Consider the following 17885-nt stretch of genomic DNA (forward strand, 5'->3'; position numbering starts at 1 on the left):
GCCTCCTGCTCTAGTCAATTTCGCAGTATACTAATGTTTTATTCAAAAACTCTAATTTTCCTTTTTTAGTTGATGCTATTTCTCCTATGGTTAATGCACCCACAACCTCATTCGGCGTTTTATTAGACACATTTTGCAATTCAGTATGCAAATCTTCTTCTAGAAAAAGGGCTCTCGACACACAATCAAATAAAAAGCTGTTGGATTTCCTATTATCTATGCATAGTTTATTAGAGCTTTCTAATAAACTAGATTTATCTCCTTTTAATATGTAAGCATTACTATTATTAGGGATATCTGACACGCAGAGAATTTTTTTATCATCTACGATTGCCAAAGGATCTCTAACAATGAAGCTATCTTCAGATTCTATTCCTAATGGAAATCCCTTTATGATATCAAAGAAATTATCTTTAGTTAGCTGTTGACCTATTTTGTCATATATTACCTCCTGGTAAAAATCTAACCCATTCCTCCAGTTTATTTCCTCAAGAATATTTTCATTGGCAGCAGTTATGACATGAGGCCCCTCCATGATTTCCCAGCCATGCTCTGTGTAAATCTCTACCTCTTTATTAAATAATACAACTACGGCAGAATCTTGACATAGCTTACCATTGCAAAACACTGATGGTTTTTGCTCTAATTTTATTGAGCCTGTCCCACCTCCAAAATATTTTACTGTATCTGTATAATTGGTAAATAGAAGTTTTAAGAACTTATTTATATAAGGGGATAATCCATCTAATAACACTAAAGAACTGATGTCTTTATTTTGTAGTGCTGGTAGCACTACAGCTTCTGAGTTAAGGGGAAATATCTGAGCAAACACAACATTATAGATATTCTTTATAACAAAGCCCTTTTCGTAGGATGTATCTTGATAGATTACCCCTGGAAAGATTCCACCCATATAATCTACATCCTGCTGATTTAAAAAAGAAAACAGATTTGAAATTTCTTCCTCAGATGTTTCTTCCCCAATAAACAATAATAGCTTAGCTTCCTCTATTTTTGTGAATCCACTCTGCAACTCCTCCAAAGAACTATAATACATAGCGTCCCTCCTATTGTATCAGAAATAGATCATTAGACCATTAAATAAATTTTCAAAATATTTTTAATAATATTCACTTTCAATAAATAAACCTTATTATAAGAATTCAACATGACAAGGTGGGACACCTTTAAATATCTCCTCTTATTTTTCTACATATTTCGACAAGTATTTTTTCTTCATTATCTCTTTCAAAGCACAAAAAAGAATAGCTCTCGCTATTCTTCTTGTCTATAGAATTTGTTTCTATTGATTTTCTGCTGAATTGGTCTGCATATAACTATATCTTTATAATAGAACAAAGCCTAATAAGAGACCAGCAATTAAACCAGCATTGCCTAAATGATCGTGCATAGAGTTTGCCTGTGGAATGAGTTCATCATTGACAATATAAATCATAGCTCCTGCGGCGAATGCAAGAGAGCCCCCTACAAATACTGGAGATATGCTGAAAAAAATCAATCCTATAGCAGCTCCTAGAGGCGTCATTAAACCTGCCACCAGCGTGAATAAAAAGATTTTCAAGGAAGAAAGACCCCCTGCTTTTAATGGACCTGCCATGGCTAAACCCTCTGGAATATTATGAAGAGCAATTGCCACAGCGATAAAAAGACCTAATTCTGGACTAGCTTCCAATCCTGCCCCTATGGCTAACCCCTCTGGTAGATTATGTAATGCAATGCCAAAAAGAATAAGATATCCTGTTCTTAGCATCGGATTACTTGTCTCCTTAAATCTTTCTGGATTCTCTATCACTAAATCATCACTTTCCGACAGATGGGAGTGAGGCAGTACCTTGTCTAATAAATACATCATCCCTGCTCCAAGAATAAATCCAATTAAAGTACTTGTCATAGAACCTAGATCAACTGCTTCTGGCATCAACTCAAAAACAGAAATAGCCAGCATAATACCTCCAGCAAAGCCTAATAAGGTTGCTAAAACCTTTTCACTGGGCTTACCAAAAATAATTAAAATAATTACGCCTAATGAGGTAGAAATACCTGCTAAAAAACTATAAAGTAAACTCTCCATAGAATCCTCCTTTGCTTACAATTTTCCCATCTTTTCCTACAGGCTATATTTACCCAAACCATTCCCTCTTTAACAGTAAAAATATAAGTAGTCAAGCAATATTCTTCCAAACTATCCCCTTATTATAACATCCTCAATGTATGTTTACAAAAAACCTTAGGAGGATTATAGAATTTCTCCTATTATCCTCCTAAGGTTAAAATGCTTTATATTATTTCTCTAATGTTTCTTTTATCAGTAAATACCTATTGTTTTATTCTATATTCAAGGCTATCGCTAAAATAATCTTAATGCTCACATATTTGCTTTAATATAATTTTGTATTTCTTCTACTGTTCTTAGTTTAAATACACCTTCTGCATTCTCTATTGGAATCTACAAGGAGCTTTTCTATAAATACTTACTTCCTATTTTCCTCTTCAAATTTCTGCATGAAACTCACTAAAGCCTTAACTCCCTCTAATGGCATTGCATTGTATATACTGGCCCTCATACCTCCAACAGTTCTGTGGCCTTTAAGGTTTTCAAATCCTTCTGCTTTAGCTTCCTTTACAAACTTTGCATCTAGCTCCTGCGAATCCGTTACAAAGGTTACATTCATCAAAGAACGATCCTTCTTTACCACTGTACCTTTAAACATCCTGCTTTTATCAAGGAAATCATAGACTATACCAGCCTTTTCCTGATTTATCTTTTTCATAGCTTCCAAGCCGCCTATATCCTTAATCCATTTAAATACCTTGCCGCATATATAGATACCATAGGCTGGAGGTGTATTATAGAGGGATTGATTATCTGCATGAATCTTGTATCGCAGCATAGTTGGAGTTCCTGACAACACATCCTCTGTAATCAGATCCTCACGGATGATAACAACAACTACTCCTGCCGGTCCCACATTTTTCTGAACTCCAGCAAAAATTAATCCATATTTCTCTACACCCACTGGCTCTGACAAAATATCTGATGACATATCTGCTACTAGTATTTTATCCCCTATTTCCGGGATCTGATTATACTTGGTTCCATAGACGGTGTTGTTATGGCAAATGTAAACATAATCTGCATCGTCAGAGATTTTCAAATCCTTTACTTCTGGTATATAGGAAAAGGTTCTATCCTCAGAGGAAGCGATGATATTTACTTCTCCATACATCCTTGCTTCAGCTATTGCTCTTTTGGTCCATTGCCCTGTGTTGACATAATCAGCTACCCTGTTTTTCATCAAATTCATGGGAATCATTGCAAATTGCTGAGATGCTCCCCCCTGTAGGAACAGTACCTTATAATTATTAGGAATACCCATTAATTCTCTTAAGGTTTTCTCAGCATTCTCAATAATTTCTTCAAAAACCTTAGAGCGATGACTCATCTCCATTACAGACATACCCGTTCCTTTATAATCCAACATTTCTTCTGCAGCTTCCCTTAAAACCGATTCCGGTAGTATCGCTGGTCCTGCAGAAAAATTATATGCTCTTGCCATTTGATAAAGTTCCTCCCTTTAATTGCTACAGTAAAATTTCTTTATTTGAATTCTTCTGCCAGCTTGGTAAAGGCATCAATAGAATTCTCAATCATTTCAAATTGTACACAATAAGAAATTCTAAAGAATCCAGGGCATCCAAAGCCGCTTCCTGGTACTAATAATAAATTATATTTCAATGCTCTCTTAACAAACTCTATATCATCCTCTATCAGAGCTTTAGGGAAAAGATAAAATGCTCCCTGTGGCTTTATACACTGAAATCCAAGGTCTGACAAGTGATCATATAGAAAATCCCTTCTCTTTTTATAGGCCTCTACATCCACCTTTGCCTCTAGCGCATCTCCCACTACTTTTTGGAACAATCCTGGGGCATTAACAAAACCCAAAGTACGATTACAGAAGGTTAAGGCATTAATCAGTACATCTACCTTTTCTATTTTGCTACTAACAGCAATATAACCAATTCTTTCACCTGCTAAGCCTAGAGATTTACTAAAGGAATTGACAATAATCCCATTTTTGAAAATAGAAAGGATGCTTGGCACCTCAACATGGTCATAGACAATTTCTCCATAAGGCTCATCAGAGATGACAAATATGCTTGTATTATATTCCTTTTCTTTCCTTTCAATAATTTCTGCCATAGTCTTTAGCTTTTCCTGCCGATAGATAACGCCAGTAGGATTGTTGGGATTGTTGATAATAACTGCCTTTGTTTTTGATGTGATAGCAGCCTCAAAAGCCTTTATATCTGGCTCTAGGGTGGACAAATCCGGCGGAACAATAACGGCCTTTCCTCCATGGTTATCTGCGTAAAAGCCATATTCCACAAAATATGGTGCAAAGACAATGACTTCTTCTCCTGGATTAAGAAGAGATTTTAGCACGACGTTTAAGCCTCCGGCAGCACCAACAGTCATAACTACATGCTGCTGTGTCAGTTCAATACCACTCTTTTTTTCTAAAGACTTGGCTATCTTTTCTCTAACGTCTGGGAAGCCTGCATTATTCATATATCTATGTAATCCTTTTTCGTCACTTAATACATATTTTTTTAAAGATTCAGTTACCTCTTCAGGTGGTTCTGCATAGGGGTTCCCTAAACTAAAATCATAAACCTTATCTGCACCATACTTTGCTGTAAGCTTGGCTCCTTCTTCAAACATTGCTCTTATCCAAGAGGACCTGCTTAAATTGCTTACTATTTTTTCTGACAACATATATCTTCTCCTCCATTCTTTATTGTATATATTCTATTAGTCTTATTGTAATATAAATTTTCCTTTAATGCTATTATTTATCCTTCTGGTTTTAGGTTTTTTATAGATTTAGATAAATATCTTAAATCTCAATTTCATACTGAGTAAACTCATCTTTCTACATTTTAGTGAAAATTATAGCATATACTGTTACATCAACACCTTTCTATTTCTGATATTTTTTTAACAAACACATTTTGTTTTTCATAGGAGGTGGCAAATATGCTAGAGAGTACACCTTTAACATTAAATTCTTCTTGAAAGTTATGTTTGTTAATACGTTAATATTTTTTTAATGTATTCGAAATCTAACTTAAAGGGGGAATATAAATGTTTAAAAAATTAACAAATATCTCAGTGAAATTGGTTCAAAAATATTTGCCTGATCCTTTTATCTTTGCTGTCATATTGACATTTATTGTTTTTTTACTAGGAATGGGCTTAACCAATCAAACTCCACTTAGCATGTTGAATCATTGGAACAGTGGTTTTTGGAATTTATTAGCTTTTTCAATGCAAATGGCTTTGGTGTTAGTAACGGGCCATACTTTAGCAAATGCACCTGTGATTAAAAAAACCTTAAAAAGAGTTGCCAGTATATCCAAGACCCCAGCTCAAGCTATCATGTTGGTTAGCTTTTCTTCTGCTGTGGCCTGTTGGATTAATTGGGGATTTGGTCTTGTTGTAGGGGCGTTACTTGCTAGAGAAATCGCAAAACAGGTAAAAAATGTAGATTATAGGCTTCTTATTGCCAGTGCGTATTCAGGATTTTTAGTGTGGCATGCTGGTCTATCAGCATCTATTCAATTAACTGTTGCCAGCGTTGGTCATCCAAACAATTTTGCTGAACAGATAACTGGTAATGTCATTCCCACAGCTGTAACTATCTTTTCTCCAACCAATTTAGTTATATCAGTTTTTTTAATCTGTACTTTGCCATTAGTTAATAAAGCCATGTTGCCTAAAAGCCTAGAGGAAACGGTAGTAGTGGATCCTGCAAAATTAGAGGATGAGAAGCCTACCAGCTATGAAGTAAAAACCTTTTCCGATAAGCTTGAAAACAGTAAACTCATATCTATGCTCATAGGTGCTATGGGGGTCGTGGTTATTATTTATCACTTTGCTACAAAAGGTTTTAATCTAGATTTGAATATTGTTAACTTCATTTTCTTATTTTCTGGGATTATTCTCCATGGAACACCTAGAAGGTTTGTAGATGCAGCTGCTAATGCTGTTAAAGGATGTTCTGGGATTTTGATACAGTTTCCTTTTTATGCTGGAATCATGGGAATGATGGTAGGGATTAACGCCGAAGGTATCTCTTTAGCAGGTAGTATATCTAATTGGTTTGTAGGCATCTCTAATGAAACTACCTTCCCATTGTTTACCTTCCTAAGTGCTGGTATCGTTAACTTCTTCGTTCCTTCTGGAGGCGGTCAGTGGGCAGTCCAAGGTCCTATCATGATGCCAGCTAGTATAGAATTGGGTGTAGATGTAGCCAAAACTGCAACTGCAATAGCATGGGGAGATGCTTGGACCAATATGATTCAACCTTTCTGGGCATTGCCAGCCTTAGGTATTGCTGGTTTAGGTGCTAGAGATATTATGGGCTTCTGTTTAGTTGACCTTATTTATTCAGGATGTATCATCGCTCTGGGTCTTCTGTTGCTTTAGTTATAAAGAGTTTTGGTCCCATTTAAACTAAAGATAAATATACCCCGTTTGTTTGGCATAATACTTTCCAATTACACAAGCGGGGTATTTCCTTGAATTCATCTTTATTTTTTATCAATATCTTTTTTAATTTGACAATACTGTTGTCAATCTGTTATTTATAACTTCAAATGTCATAAAAAAGTATTAAAATAACCTATTTTTATAATTTAAAATGTCTTAATTAAGATAAATTATAACTATAAATGTCCTAATCTTAATACGCAGAATTTTCGCGCTTGTTATCACGCTACTCCACCGTTACGGATTTTGCTAAATTTTTTGGCTTATCTACGTCACACCCTCTTGCTACAGCGATAAAATATGCAAACAATTGTAGTGGCACAGCACTCAATACTGGAGTTAGCTCATCCATAGTATCAGGAATATATAATACTACATCTGCAGTTTTTTCTATTTCTTTATTGCCTTCCTTAGCCACTGCTACGACATAAGCTCCTCTGGCACGTACCTCCTGTATGTTGGAAAGCATTTTTTCATAAAGGCGGTCTTGAGTAGCTAGGGCTACTACTAAGGTTCCATCTTCTATCAAGGCAATGGTCCCATGCTTTAGTTCTCCTGCTGCAATAGCAAAGGAATTGATATAGGAAATCTCCTTCAGCTTTAGAGAGCCTTCATGGGCTACATTCACATCTACTCCTCTACCCATAAAAAAGACACTTTCGTTATTAAACTGTGCATCTGCTAGATGTTGAATTCTATCGATATCCCCGAGGATTCTTTCTATCTTTTCTGGTAAGATTTTTAGTTCTCCAATTACCTTTTGATAGTATTCATCACAAATAACATCTGTTGTTTTGGCCATATGCAACGCAATTAGATACATAGCAATCAATTGAGTAGTGTAAGCCTTGGTAGAAGCTACAGCGATTTCTGGGCCTGCCCAAGTGTAAAATACATCATGAGACTCTCTAGCTACAGAGCTTCCTACTACATTTACTACTGATAGAATCCTAGCACCCTTTCTTTTGGCTTCTCTTAAGGCAGCTAATGTATCTAAAGTCTCACCTGATTGACTGATAGCGATAAACAAAGTGTTCTCATCCACAAATGGATCACGATATCTAAATTCAGATGAAATATCCACCTCTACTGGTATTTTAGCAAATTTTTCAATAAGATATCTGCCAACTAATCCGGCATGGTATGCAGTACCGCAGGCTACAATATAAATTTTGTTGATATGGGTTAAATCCTCTTTCGTCAGCTCAATACCATCCAGTACGATATGATCTTCTTTATCTAATCTTCTCATTAATGTCTCTGATACACCCTTAGGCTGTTCATTGATTTCCTTGATCATAAAATGCTGATATCCCTCTTTTTCTGCTGCCTCCGCATCCCAGGTAACATGAAAAACATCTCTATTCATTTCTTGACCAAGCTCGTTATAGATTTTCACTTCATCTTTGGTTAATAAAACAACCTCATCATTCTCGATCAAATGCATTTTTTTTGTATATTTTAAAAGGGCTGGAATATCAGATGCAATAAAATTTTCTCCTTCTCCTAAACCAACAATAAGGGGACTGTCTTTTCGCACAGCCACAATTTTTTCTGGTTCTTCTTTGCAAATTACACCTATGGCATAAGCCCCCTCCATTTTGGATATAGCCTTATATACTGCTTGCAATAAATCTCCATCATAGTATTGATCAATGAGATGGGCGATTACCTCTGTATCAGTTTCTGATTTGAAGGTGATTCCCTTTTCTTGGATTAACCATTCCTTGATTTTCATGTAGTTTTCTATGATGCCGTTATGGATGACGGCTATATTTCCTGCCACACTGGTATGGGGATGTGCATTCCTATCCGACGGTTCTCCGTGAGTTGCCCATCTCGTATGCCCAATGCCTACAAAACTTGTTAGGGTCTCTTGGTTCACATGCTTTGCTAAAACACTTAACCTTCCTTTATATTTTCTAACATGTATCTCTCCTTGATGATGAACTGCTATTCCCGCTGAATCGTATCCTCTGTATTCCAATTTTTCTAATCCTTCTATTAAAATAGGGACTGCTTTCTTATCTCCTATATATCCAACAATTCCACACATAGTATTTTCTCCCTTCAAGATCAATTGTTTTGTTCTTTTCTATATTCTATACATAAAGGCACTAAAATATCATTTCCTTCTTTGAGGATAAACTTAGAAATGAACAAGGCTCTGTACTCCATAAAGTAATGAGTGGAATGCTTTAGTGAAGTACATGCAACAATTAATAGGATCTGTGGCAGATTTTCATAAAATGTAAAAACCTATTTATATTCTATAGACTCTATAACAAAGCTGCTGCTGCTTCATCTGCAATTACAACAACATCGGGATGCAGTTGCAGTACTGATGCAGGTAGTTTAGGGGTAATCTTCCCTTTAACCATCTTATATATGGCTTCGGCTTTATTTTTGCCGCTTGCCAAAAGAAGTATTTTTTTTGAGCTCAGTATGGTTTTTACTCCCATACTAATGGCTTGATCTGGCACTTCATCTATTGAATCAAAAAACCTAGCATTTGCTTTTATTGTATCTAGGTCCAGATTTACTAGATGCGTTGATGCCTCAAACTTTACATCTGGCTCATTAAAGCCTATATGCCCGTTCTGTCCAATCCCTAGCAATTGAAGATCGATGCCTCCAGCTTCCTTGATACTTTTTTCATATCTTTGGCATTCTGCATCTACATCTACTGCTTTCCCATTGGGTATATAAATGTTTTCTTTGACTATGTCTATATCATTAAAAAAATGTTGGTTCATAAAATAATGATAGCTTTGCTGGTCTTGGACATCCAATCCATAATACTCATCAAGATTAAAGGTTACTACCTCTGAAAAGTTTATCATGCCTTCTTTGTGCATATTAATTAGCTCCCTATAAGTTCCAATTGGGGTAGAGCCTGTTGCTAATCCTAAGATACTTTTAGGTTTCAAAATAATTTGACTAGCTAATATGTGCGCTGCTTTTTTACTTAGGGCATCATAATCCTTTACTACCTGTAACTGCATTTTATCCTCTCCTCATCTGATATACTTGATGCTCGTTTCGCCATGAATCCTTCTTATTGTTTACGATATTTTTGTATTTATAATCAGTATGCCTTAATAAAATATTATTGCTAAGTCCATACTCTACCATTGCGTATATTTTAAAAACACCTTTTATTTAGTACAGAGCCAGAGACAATAGCAAACTAAGCCTCCAAAATATAATCAAAAAATATTTTGCAGACCTTCACCAAGACCATTTTGTTTTACTAATCACTTAGTAGGTTTGTAGGTCCATTATCGGTGGTGAATACACCGCAGGGCATCCGCCGAACATTCGATAAACCCTGTCCCTCGTCAACTTAGACTTTCATTTAAAGTCTAAGTTCAGGCGCTTTTTTATTTAGTTTTTAATAATGGTCCCCATCAGCATTCCCCCTTTTAAATTTTTATTTGGGGCTGGCTTCACTACTAACCCCAAAAGATGTTAGCTTAACTTTGATTCTATAAGTCTTGCTAATTCTGAAGCCAATTTGTTTAGCTGTTCTTGGTCTTTACCCTCCAACATTACCCTCACTAAAGGTTCTGTCCCTGAGGGTCGAATTAATACTCTTCCTTCACCCGCCAGCTTGTCTTCTATCTTATTGATTTCCGACATAATTGCTTCATCCTTTAGATAGGCTTCCTTGTTTTCATTTTTCACCTTTGCATTTACTAATACTTGCGGATACGAGGTCATCATGGCTGCAAGCTCAGATAGTTTTTTCTTCTCTTCCTTTACAGTAGCAATTAACTGCAGAGCTGTCAAAAGACCATCTCCTGTAGTATTATAATCTAAGAAAATAATATGACCTGATTGCTCTCCCCCGAGGGAATATCCTTTATCAATCATTTCCTCCAATACATATCTGTCCCCCACCTTTGTCTTTACTACATGACAATTTTCTTCCTTCATAGCAATATCCAAGCCTATATTGCTCATAACAGTAGTCACAATCGTATCTTTTTTAAGCTTATTATGTTTCTTTAGATGAACACCACATATATTCATTATATGATCTCCATCGACAATTTGATACTTTTCATCTACAGCAATTAATCGATCTGCATCCCCATCAAAGGCAACACCAAGATCTGCTTGTGTTTTTTGTACTAGCTCCTGCAGAGCTTCCGGATGGGTTGATCCACAATGATCATTGATATTAATCCCATTAGGTGTATCATAAATCATATGCACCTCAGCTCCAAGTTCCTTTAACAGCTGAGGAGCTACCTGGTAAGCAGCACCATTAGCACCATCTACAGCGATTTTTAACCCATTAAAGTCACATTGAATAGTGGTCTTTAAATAATCCATATATTTTCTATCAGCCTCTTCCAAGATGGTATATCTTCCTATAGCACTACCTTCTGGTCGGATATCTACAGTTTTGTTCTGAAGTATATAATCCTCAATCTCTTCTTCAGTTTCATCTGGCAATTTATATCCTTGATGATTAAAAAACTTGATACCATTGTATTCTGCAGGATTATGAGATGCTGATATCACTACGCCACAATCAGCCTTTAAAGACCTTGTTAGATAAGCTACTGCTGGGGTAGGTAGTATGCCTAGACTTACTACATCGATGCCCATCGACAAAAATCCAGCTGTCATTGCTGATTCTAAGAGATCCCCAGAAATCCTAGTATCCTTTCCTATGACAACCTTCCCTTGTATTTTTCCTTTTAAGAGTACATATGCTCCTATTCTTCCCAATTGATAAGCTAATTCTGGTGTCAGTTCATTATTCGCAATTCCTCTCACACCATCTGTGCCAAATAGTTTCCCCATCAATTAAACTCCCTTCCATATAGACTATTCTTTATTTTATCATATCTATAGTTTATGCACAATAAAGGAAAAAAACCATGAAAAAAGAAGGATAGCAAAGTATCCTTCTTTAAATAGCATTGTGTGATTCTTATGCTTTTGTAGATTCTTCTACTTCCACTGAGGTTAGAATTTTATATCCTTGGTAAGCTAGTATGATTGCTAGTATGAATAACAATACTGGGAATAATACTAAAATCCAGTTTCCAGCAGCTAAGTTAGATTGAATTAAGAATACTAATGCCAGCAGAGTTACAGCAAACATAAATACTGTAGGGATAACAAACATCTTATGATTTTTACCGGTTTTCTTTAACCATACAGCTACTGCCATTAATGCTAATGCTGCTAGTAATTGGTTAGCTGAACCGAATACCGGCCATATTCTTGACCAGCTTGTTACTGCTAATGCACCTCCAAGTACAACTGTCAGTGCTGTAGCTACATACATATTTGCAAATGGATGGTTAGAAGTTTTTCCTCCCTCACTTACAAACTCTTGCAGGATGAATCTTCCTAATCTTGTTCCAGTATCTAAGCTTGTTAAAGCAAAGGCTGATACCGCTAAAGCTACGAAGGATTTACCTACTGTGAAAGGAATGCCAAAGCTAGTCATAAAAGTACCTATACCATCAGAAAATACATTTACAGGACCACCATCTGCTAATAAAGCAGTTAGCTTGTCTGCGCCAACATAAGCAGCTGTGATAATAGCTACTGTTGCTAATACCCCTTCTATTAACATACTACCATAACCAATAAGCTTTGCGTCACTTTCTTTATCTAACTGCTTTGTTGTTGTTCCTGATCCGACTAAGGAGTGGAATCCAGAGATAGCTCCACAGGCAACAGTTACAAACAGCATTGGGAATAACCATTGTCCACCAACATTAAAGCTAGTAACAGGTGCTAATTGGATAGCTGGTCTTGCAATCAATAGACCTAGTACTGCCCCAGCCATCATTGCATATAATAAGAAAGAGTTTAGATAATCTCTAGGCTGTAATAAAATCCATACAGGTGTAACAGATGCTATAAAAATATAGCCTAATAGAATTGTAATCCATACATTCCTGCTTAATACTAATGGGAACATATTTCCTAGTGCTATACAGATAAACAATAGAATAACCCCGATTACACTACCTATTCCTAAGGATACACCTCTTCTATGAACACCGAAGCCGAATCCAATCGCTAGGATAATAAATAAAACAGATGCCATTGCCGCTTCTGGTACACTTACAAAAGTGTTTGCAACAATGTTTGTAAAAGCAGCTATAACCAATAATAGGGTTAACCAAGCAAAAGCACCAAATAGCTTTTTACCTGTTTTTCCCATGTTGATCTCTATAACTTCTCCGATAGACTTACCATCATGTCTTACAGAAGCAAATAAGGAACCATAGTCCTGTACCCCTCCAAAGAAAATACTACCAACAATGATCCAAAGTAATACTGGCACCCAACCAAAGATGGCTGCAGCAATAGGTCCACTGATTGGTCCTGCTCCTGCAATCGATGCAAAGTGATGACCTAAAAGTACTGGTGCTTTTGCAGGTACATAGTCTACTCCGTCTCCTTTAGTATGGGCAGGTGTTTTTCTTGTGTCATCTACTCCCCATTGTTTTGCCAGCCATGCGCCATAGGTCACATACGCAATTAAAAAACATACGATTGAAATAAGTATTAATACTAATGAGTTCATGATATTCCTCCTTTTTTAAATTAATTTTACTTAGTTTTTACGAAATTTCGTAAAACTTCTTTACCTCCTTTCCTCTTCTATTGGTTAACACTTCTCCTTTTTTGAGGTCAACCACAATTAGTCGGATATATACCCAGCCCTTAAAGCCAAAGGCGAAGCTTCGCAAGTAATTATACTTTTGAATCATTTTCTTAAGATGCTCTTCTATACCATTCTCTACGACTACAATCCCAGTTATAATGGTGGACATATGCTCACTATGGGGCTTGACATAGTCTTCTGTAGCACTTTTTAAATGATCTTTTATTTGTAATAGAGTTGCTTCATCAAGCCTAGAAATACATTTGATAAAGATATTTTCGTTGCTTTCATAGGCATAGATAGTGAACTTCTTACTAGCAAAATACCTTTCGTTTCTAACAAAGGATTTTGCAAACATTTCAAAATCTATGTTTTTATATTTATAAGCTTTTTCTATATCAAAATATCTGGATAATTTTTGTTCTATACCCTCTAAATATTTTTCTGTATTCATCCCTTCACCCTTTACTCATTAAGTTTGAAAACGTATTCTTCCTGTTAATTTATTTTACAAATTTTTAAAGCCTTCATGATAAAAAAATCCCAAGATGTATGAATCATTGATTAAAATGTATAAATTTACGTTTTACGTGTTATATTGTTATTTTTCATTGTACATTTCATCAAAAAATTCTGATAATTGTTTTTATTAATGAATTAAGGGTAATTATATCAAAAAAAGAAAGGATGGTAAAGATGTCAATTACTTTTGATTCCTGTAAAATTTTGCAAGTTCTTATAACATTAGAGCGTAGGGGCCATGAGTTCTATTTGGAGGCTGCACATGCTATGAAGGATAATGAGGCAAAGAATATGTTTTTCAAGCTGGCGCAGGATGAGCTTGAGCATGAAAGGGTATACAAAGAACTTATGGCTAAGCTTCCTGAAACAAAACAATGCAGTATTGCTGCGGAGGAAGCGGACTTCTTAGAGCTTTTATTATCTACTAACTTTTTTATTAACGATCATCAGCAGGTAGATAAAATGAAAAAAATGTGGTCAAAAAGAGAAGCTTTATTGATTGCAGAGAAGCTGGAGCGAGATACTATACTATTTTTAACAGAGTTAGCTGCACTAGACCCAGAATTAGCTGAAGAGAATGTAATAAAGGCAGCTCTAAAGGAGGAACGAAGACATCTAAGTATGATTTTACAAAGAATTATGGATGCCAATGTCCCAGGTCTAATGTTGTAGCCATAAAAATCACCCCTTTTTTATTGAAGGGGTGATTTTTATTTTTCACTCATCTTTATCATTATGTGAATTCTAATGTCTAGATTTTTTAGGTATATTATCCTCTTACTACCGCGGCTCCTCTTTCAAGAGCTTCTTTGTTTAATGGGATAAGATGCTCTTTTGTAGCTCCATAAACCTTTTTAAAAGCTTCTACCACTGCATCTACAGATACTATTTTAGTAAGCTCAAGATAAGCTCCCAGCATTACCATATTTGCAACTCTTGCATTGCCTATCTCATTAGCAATTTCATTAGCTGGAATATAATAAGCCTCTACATCATCTCTATCCGCTTTTTTCTCAATCAAAGAGCTATTGATTAATGCCTTGCCACCAGCTCTAAGGTTTTTTTCAAATTTTAGTAGCGAGGGTAGGTTCATTACGATAATGGCTGTAGCATCTTCTGTAATGATAGGTGACCCTATTAGATTGTCAGAAACAATAACTGAACAATTGGCTGTTCCTCCACGCATCTCAGGTCCATAGGAGGGTAACCAAGATACTTGTTTATCTTCAATCATCCCTGAGTAGGTTAGAAGCTGCCCCATAGACATAACTCCTTGACCACCAAATCCTGCCATAATAATCTTTTCTGTTGCCATATTATTTTCCCTCCTCTGGTGTACGGAAGTTTCCTAATGGGTAGTAAGGAATCATGTTTTCTTCCAACCACTTTAATGAATCTACTGGTGTTATACCCCAGTTTGTAGGACAAGTAGATAATACTTCAACGATACCAAAACCTTTGCCTTCTAATTGTATTTCAAAGGCTTTTTTGATAGCCTTTTTCGCCTTTCTTATATGAGGTACATCGTGTACGGATACCCTCTCTACAAATACAGCGCCATCAATAGTAGCCATCATTTCAGATATTTTTAACGGCATACCAGTTATAGCTTGATCTCTTCCATCCTGAGAAGTTGTAGTTCTCTGTCCGATCAAGGTAGTTGGTGCCATCTGTCCACCTGTCATACCATAAATAGCATTATTGACAAAAATGGTAGTGAATTTTTCGCTTCTATGGGCTGCATGAATAATTTCTGCTGTTCCGATGGAGGCCAAGTCTCCATCTCCTTGGTAGGTAAAGACTACATGCTCTGGCAGTACTCTTTTGATGCCAGTAGCTACAGCCGGTGCTCTACCATGGGATGCTTCATGCATATCACAATTAAAGTAGTCATAGGCTAACACGGAGCAACCTACTGGTGCAACCCCCACAGTTTTTCCTACCACACCTAATTCTTCCAATACTTCTCCAACCAATCTATGGATAACACCATGGGTACATCCTGGACAATAATGAAATTGTTTATCTGTTAAACCTTGTGTTTTTTCAAATACAACTGCCATTATTTTGCACCCCCTAAAATTTCCTTTATTTTGGCTATAATAGCTTCAGGTGTAGGAATCATTCCTCCAGCTCTTCCATAAAATTCTACAGGAAGTCTTCCTTCTATAGCGATTTTTATGTCGTCAATCATTTGTCCCATACTCATCTCCACGCTTAATAAGGCTTTTGTAGTAGCTGGGATTTCTTTGAAGGCTTTATATGGGAATGGCCATAGGGTAATGGGTCTGATTAATCCTACTTTGATTCCTTCTTTTTCAAGTGCATCTACAGCATTTTTAGCAATTCTTGCTGTTGTACCATAGGCAACCAATACTACCTCTGCATCTTCTATCTTGTACTTCTCATACCTTACTTCATTTGCTTCCATTTCTTTATATTTTTTATCCAGCTTGATATTGTGATACTCTAATTCTTGAGGATCTAGTGCAAGTGAATTAATAATATTTGGCTTTCGCTTTCCATTGGTTCCTGTTGTTGCCCAATCCTTTGGAGGTAATTCTCGCTTTGTAGCAGGCTCCTTGAACTCTACAGGCTCCATCATTTGTCCAATCATTCCATCTGCTAAAACCATCACGGGATTTCTATAATAATCAGCAGCATCAAAGGCTTCAGCAACTAATTCTACTGCCTCTTGAAGGCTGGCAGGTGCATATACCAACAATCTGTAATCACCATTCCCACCACCTCTTGTTGATTGGAAATAGTCGGCCTGTGATGGTTGAATGCCGCCTAATCCAGGGCCCCCTCTACTGATATTTACAATAACACATGGTAGCTCAGCTCCTGCGATATAGGTAATACCTTCTTGTTTTAAGGCAATTCCTGGTGATGAAGATGAAGTCATAACCCTTGCCCCTGTTCCTGCTGCACCATATACCATATTGATGGCTGCTACCTCTGATTCTGCCTGTACATATACTCCGTCTACCTTCGGCATCTCCTTTGACATAAACTCTGGCAGCTCATTTTGTGGAGTAATTGGATATCCGAAGAAATATCTGCATCCTGCTTTAATAGCAGCTGCTCCTATTGCCTCGTTTCCCTTCATTAATATTCTAGCCATTTTATTCCCTCCTCACAGTTTATGATCTATTTCTCTCTCTCAACTTCGATTACTAAATCTGGACAAATAGTTGCACAGTTGGCACAGCCAATACATTTGTCCATTTCATCTACAGTTGCTGGATGGTAGCCTTTTACATTGATTCTTTTCTTATCCATTTTAACAATATCTACGGGACAAACAGTTGTACATAGCTCACAGCCTTTACAGCGTTCTTCAGTAAATCTTACTTTTCCCTTTGCCTTTGCCATTGTCAAACCTCCTAAACTATTCAATATGTTTACATCCAATTTTCTCTCATCATCATTTTGATGGGTAAGATTGTACCCTCTAGGTTATTAGGAAGCTTCTCAGCTACCTCCTGAAGAGCACAAATATATTTGATAGGAATCTTTAGAGCTTTTCCCACTTCTGTACAAAGCTCCTGTCCCTTTAAAACCTCTTCCACCGTCGTATAGTTTAATAAATGGGTGTTGTTGATTAATCCTGTTACCTTGGCTCCTGAAGTGGTTTCAATCGCCTTGATGTGCTGTATCACACCTTCTATGTTTGATGTCTCAGCTCGATTAGCATTCACTACACAAAACATATCATAATCCCTTGGATCCCAATACTCTTTGTATCGAGCCAAAGCTCTAGCTCCTACAGAATCTCCCCCTACATCCAATACTACAGCATAGCTTTTATCCTGTAGTGGCCCTAAGACATCTCCTGTGACTGCTGGTAGATCTGATCCTGACCCTTTGATATAGCTGGCTATTACCTTCACACCATATTCTTTTAATGTGTTTTCTTTTTCTCTGCTTCGGAAATATGGATTCACTATATCTAAATCAGCCAATGCAACCTTTTTATCCTCTTTGGCTAGACAGATAGCATAATTTACTGCAAATTCTGTTTTACCACTTCCATAATGACCAATGATTATTCTGATTCTATGATCTGTTAGCATAAACATCACCTTTTTCACTCTATATGTGGCTGCCAAAAATCTATAAATAAATCTGCCCTCT

The 17885-nt window shown here is 36.5% G+C and carries 16 protein-coding genes; 2 read left to right on the forward strand and 14 right to left on the reverse strand.

Annotation, left to right across the window (positions count from 1 at the left end):
- Window positions 1-10 precede the first annotated feature (10 nt).
- The 4 genes from BMX10_RS07110 to BMX10_RS07125 all read right to left on the reverse strand — a co-directional run bounded on the left by BMX10_RS07110 (window position 11) and on the right by BMX10_RS07125 (window position 4801).
- Window positions 11-1057, reverse strand: coding sequence for an FIST signal transduction protein (locus BMX10_RS07110; protein ID WP_090441544.1), 1047 nt, complete (start codon window positions 1055-1057; stop codon window positions 11-13).
- A 288-nt stretch (window positions 1058-1345) separates the two neighbouring features.
- Window positions 1346-2092, reverse strand: a complete 747-nt coding sequence (locus BMX10_RS07115) for a ZIP family metal transporter (protein ID WP_090441547.1) — start codon at window positions 2090-2092, stop codon at window positions 1346-1348.
- 400 nt (window positions 2093-2492) lie between these two features.
- The gene (gene serC, locus BMX10_RS07120; RefSeq protein ID WP_090441550.1) at window positions 2493-3578 is read right to left on the reverse strand and encodes a 3-phosphoserine/phosphohydroxythreonine transaminase; all 1086 of its coding nucleotides are present in this window, start codon (window positions 3576-3578) and stop codon (window positions 2493-2495) included.
- 41 nt (window positions 3579-3619) lie between these two features.
- Window positions 3620-4801, reverse strand: coding sequence for a pyridoxal phosphate-dependent aminotransferase (locus tag BMX10_RS07125; protein WP_090441553.1), 1182 nt, complete (start codon window positions 4799-4801; stop codon window positions 3620-3622).
- Between the two features lie 369 nt (window positions 4802-5170).
- On the opposite strand from BMX10_RS07125, the gene BMX10_RS07130 reads away from it, so the two are divergent.
- On the forward strand, window positions 5171-6514 hold the full coding sequence (locus BMX10_RS07130; protein ID WP_090441558.1) for a short-chain fatty acid transporter: 1344 nt from the start codon (window positions 5171-5173) through the stop codon (window positions 6512-6514).
- Window positions 6515-6803: 289 nt separating this feature from the next.
- Here the strand turns inward: BMX10_RS07130 and glmS are convergent, their stop codons facing one another.
- From glmS to BMX10_RS07155, 5 genes are all read right to left on the reverse strand, one after another.
- Window positions 6804-8633, reverse strand: a complete 1830-nt coding sequence (gene glmS, locus BMX10_RS07135; RefSeq protein ID WP_090441561.1) for a glutamine--fructose-6-phosphate transaminase (isomerizing) — start codon at window positions 8631-8633, stop codon at window positions 6804-6806.
- Window positions 8634-8856: 223 nt separating this feature from the next.
- Window positions 8857-9582: a glucosamine-6-phosphate deaminase gene (gene nagB / locus BMX10_RS07140; protein WP_090441564.1), complete on the reverse strand. Its 726-nt coding sequence runs from the start codon at window positions 9580-9582 to the stop codon at window positions 8857-8859.
- 466 nt (window positions 9583-10048) lie between these two features.
- Entirely contained in the window at window positions 10049-11395 is a 1347-nt protein-coding gene (gene glmM, locus BMX10_RS07145; protein ID WP_090441567.1) for a phosphoglucosamine mutase, read from the reverse strand.
- A gap of 130 nt (window positions 11396-11525) precedes the next feature.
- Window positions 11526-13142, reverse strand: a complete 1617-nt coding sequence (locus tag BMX10_RS07150; RefSeq protein ID WP_090441569.1) for a carbon starvation CstA family protein — start codon at window positions 13140-13142, stop codon at window positions 11526-11528.
- A gap of 37 nt (window positions 13143-13179) precedes the next feature.
- Entirely contained in the window at window positions 13180-13677 is a 498-nt protein-coding gene (locus tag BMX10_RS07155; protein WP_090441573.1) for a DUF8052 family protein, read from the reverse strand.
- Between the two features lie 242 nt (window positions 13678-13919).
- On the opposite strand from BMX10_RS07155, the gene BMX10_RS07160 reads away from it, so the two are divergent.
- Window positions 13920-14417 (forward strand): ferritin-like domain-containing protein, encoded by a 498-nt coding sequence (locus BMX10_RS07160; protein WP_170834723.1) that lies wholly within the window; start codon window positions 13920-13922, stop codon window positions 14415-14417.
- A 97-nt stretch (window positions 14418-14514) separates the two neighbouring features.
- Here the strand turns inward: BMX10_RS07160 and BMX10_RS07165 are convergent, their stop codons facing one another.
- The 5 genes from BMX10_RS07165 to BMX10_RS07185 are packed head-to-tail and all read right to left on the reverse strand — an operon-like array spanning window position 14515 to window position 17824.
- On the reverse strand, window positions 14515-15060 hold the full coding sequence (locus BMX10_RS07165; protein ID WP_090441579.1) for a 2-oxoacid:acceptor oxidoreductase family protein: 546 nt from the start codon (window positions 15058-15060) through the stop codon (window positions 14515-14517).
- 1 nt (window position 15061) lies between these two features.
- A complete protein-coding gene (locus BMX10_RS07170) occupies window positions 15062-15808 on the reverse strand; it encodes a thiamine pyrophosphate-dependent enzyme (protein WP_090441582.1) in 747 nt (248 codons plus the stop codon).
- Window positions 15808-16872 (reverse strand): 3-methyl-2-oxobutanoate dehydrogenase subunit VorB, encoded by a 1065-nt coding sequence (locus BMX10_RS07175; RefSeq protein WP_090441585.1) that lies wholly within the window; start codon window positions 16870-16872, stop codon window positions 15808-15810. Before BMX10_RS07175 ends, BMX10_RS07170 begins: the two co-directional genes overlap by 1 nt.
- A gap of 26 nt (window positions 16873-16898) precedes the next feature.
- Complete coding sequence (locus tag BMX10_RS07180; protein ID WP_090441588.1) at window positions 16899-17123, reverse strand: 4Fe-4S dicluster domain-containing protein; 225 nt, start codon at window positions 17121-17123, stop codon at window positions 16899-16901.
- A gap of 29 nt (window positions 17124-17152) precedes the next feature.
- Window positions 17153-17824, reverse strand: coding sequence for a nucleotide-binding protein (locus BMX10_RS07185; RefSeq protein ID WP_090441591.1), 672 nt, complete (start codon window positions 17822-17824; stop codon window positions 17153-17155).
- Window positions 17825-17885: the final 61 nt, after the last annotated feature.

This window comes from Natronincola peptidivorans (genome assembly GCF_900111615.1).
Taxonomy (GTDB): Bacteria; Bacillota; Clostridia; order Peptostreptococcales; family Natronincolaceae; genus Natronincola_A; species Natronincola_A peptidivorans.

Bases quoted from the DNA above. Each gene is read 5' to 3' on its own strand.
- BMX10_RS07165 (WP_090441579.1), bottom strand. From the start codon at position 15,060: ATGGCAACAGAAAAGATTATTATGGCAGGATTTGGTGGTCAAGGAGTT.
- BMX10_RS07170 (WP_090441582.1), bottom strand. From the start codon at position 15,808: ATGGCAGTTGTATTTGAAAAAACACAAGGTTTAACAGATAAACAATTT.
- BMX10_RS07125 (WP_090441553.1), bottom strand. From the start codon at position 4,801: ATGTTGTCAGAAAAAATAGTAAGCAATTTAAGCAGGTCCTCTTGGATA.
- BMX10_RS07115 (WP_090441547.1), bottom strand. From the start codon at position 2,092: ATGGAGAGTTTACTTTATAGTTTTTTAGCAGGTATTTCTACCTCATTA.
- BMX10_RS07185 (WP_090441591.1), bottom strand. From the start codon at position 17,824: ATGCTAACAGATCATAGAATCAGAATAATCATTGGTCATTATGGAAGT.
- BMX10_RS07175 (WP_090441585.1), bottom strand. From the start codon at position 16,872: ATGGCTAGAATATTAATGAAGGGAAACGAGGCAATAGGAGCAGCTGCT.
- BMX10_RS07155 (WP_090441573.1), bottom strand. From the start codon at position 13,677: ATGAATACAGAAAAATATTTAGAGGGTATAGAACAAAAATTATCCAGA.
- glmS (WP_090441561.1), bottom strand. From the start codon at position 8,633: ATGTGTGGAATTGTTGGATATATAGGAGATAAGAAAGCAGTCCCTATT.
- BMX10_RS07110 (WP_090441544.1), bottom strand. From the start codon at position 1,057: ATGTATTATAGTTCTTTGGAGGAGTTGCAGAGTGGATTCACAAAAATA.
- serC (WP_090441550.1), bottom strand. From the start codon at position 3,578: ATGGCAAGAGCATATAATTTTTCTGCAGGACCAGCGATACTACCGGAA.
- BMX10_RS07130 (WP_090441558.1), top strand. From the start codon at position 5,171: ATGTTTAAAAAATTAACAAATATCTCAGTGAAATTGGTTCAAAAATAT.
- glmM (WP_090441567.1), bottom strand. From the start codon at position 11,395: ATGGGGAAACTATTTGGCACAGATGGTGTGAGAGGAATTGCGAATAAT.
- nagB (WP_090441564.1), bottom strand. From the start codon at position 9,582: ATGCAGTTACAGGTAGTAAAGGATTATGATGCCCTAAGTAAAAAAGCA.
- BMX10_RS07180 (WP_090441588.1), bottom strand. From the start codon at position 17,123: ATGGCAAAGGCAAAGGGAAAAGTAAGATTTACTGAAGAACGCTGTAAA.
- BMX10_RS07150 (WP_090441569.1), bottom strand. From the start codon at position 13,142: ATGAACTCATTAGTATTAATACTTATTTCAATCGTATGTTTTTTAATT.
- BMX10_RS07160 (WP_170834723.1), top strand. From the start codon at position 13,920: ATGTCAATTACTTTTGATTCCTGTAAAATTTTGCAAGTTCTTATAACA.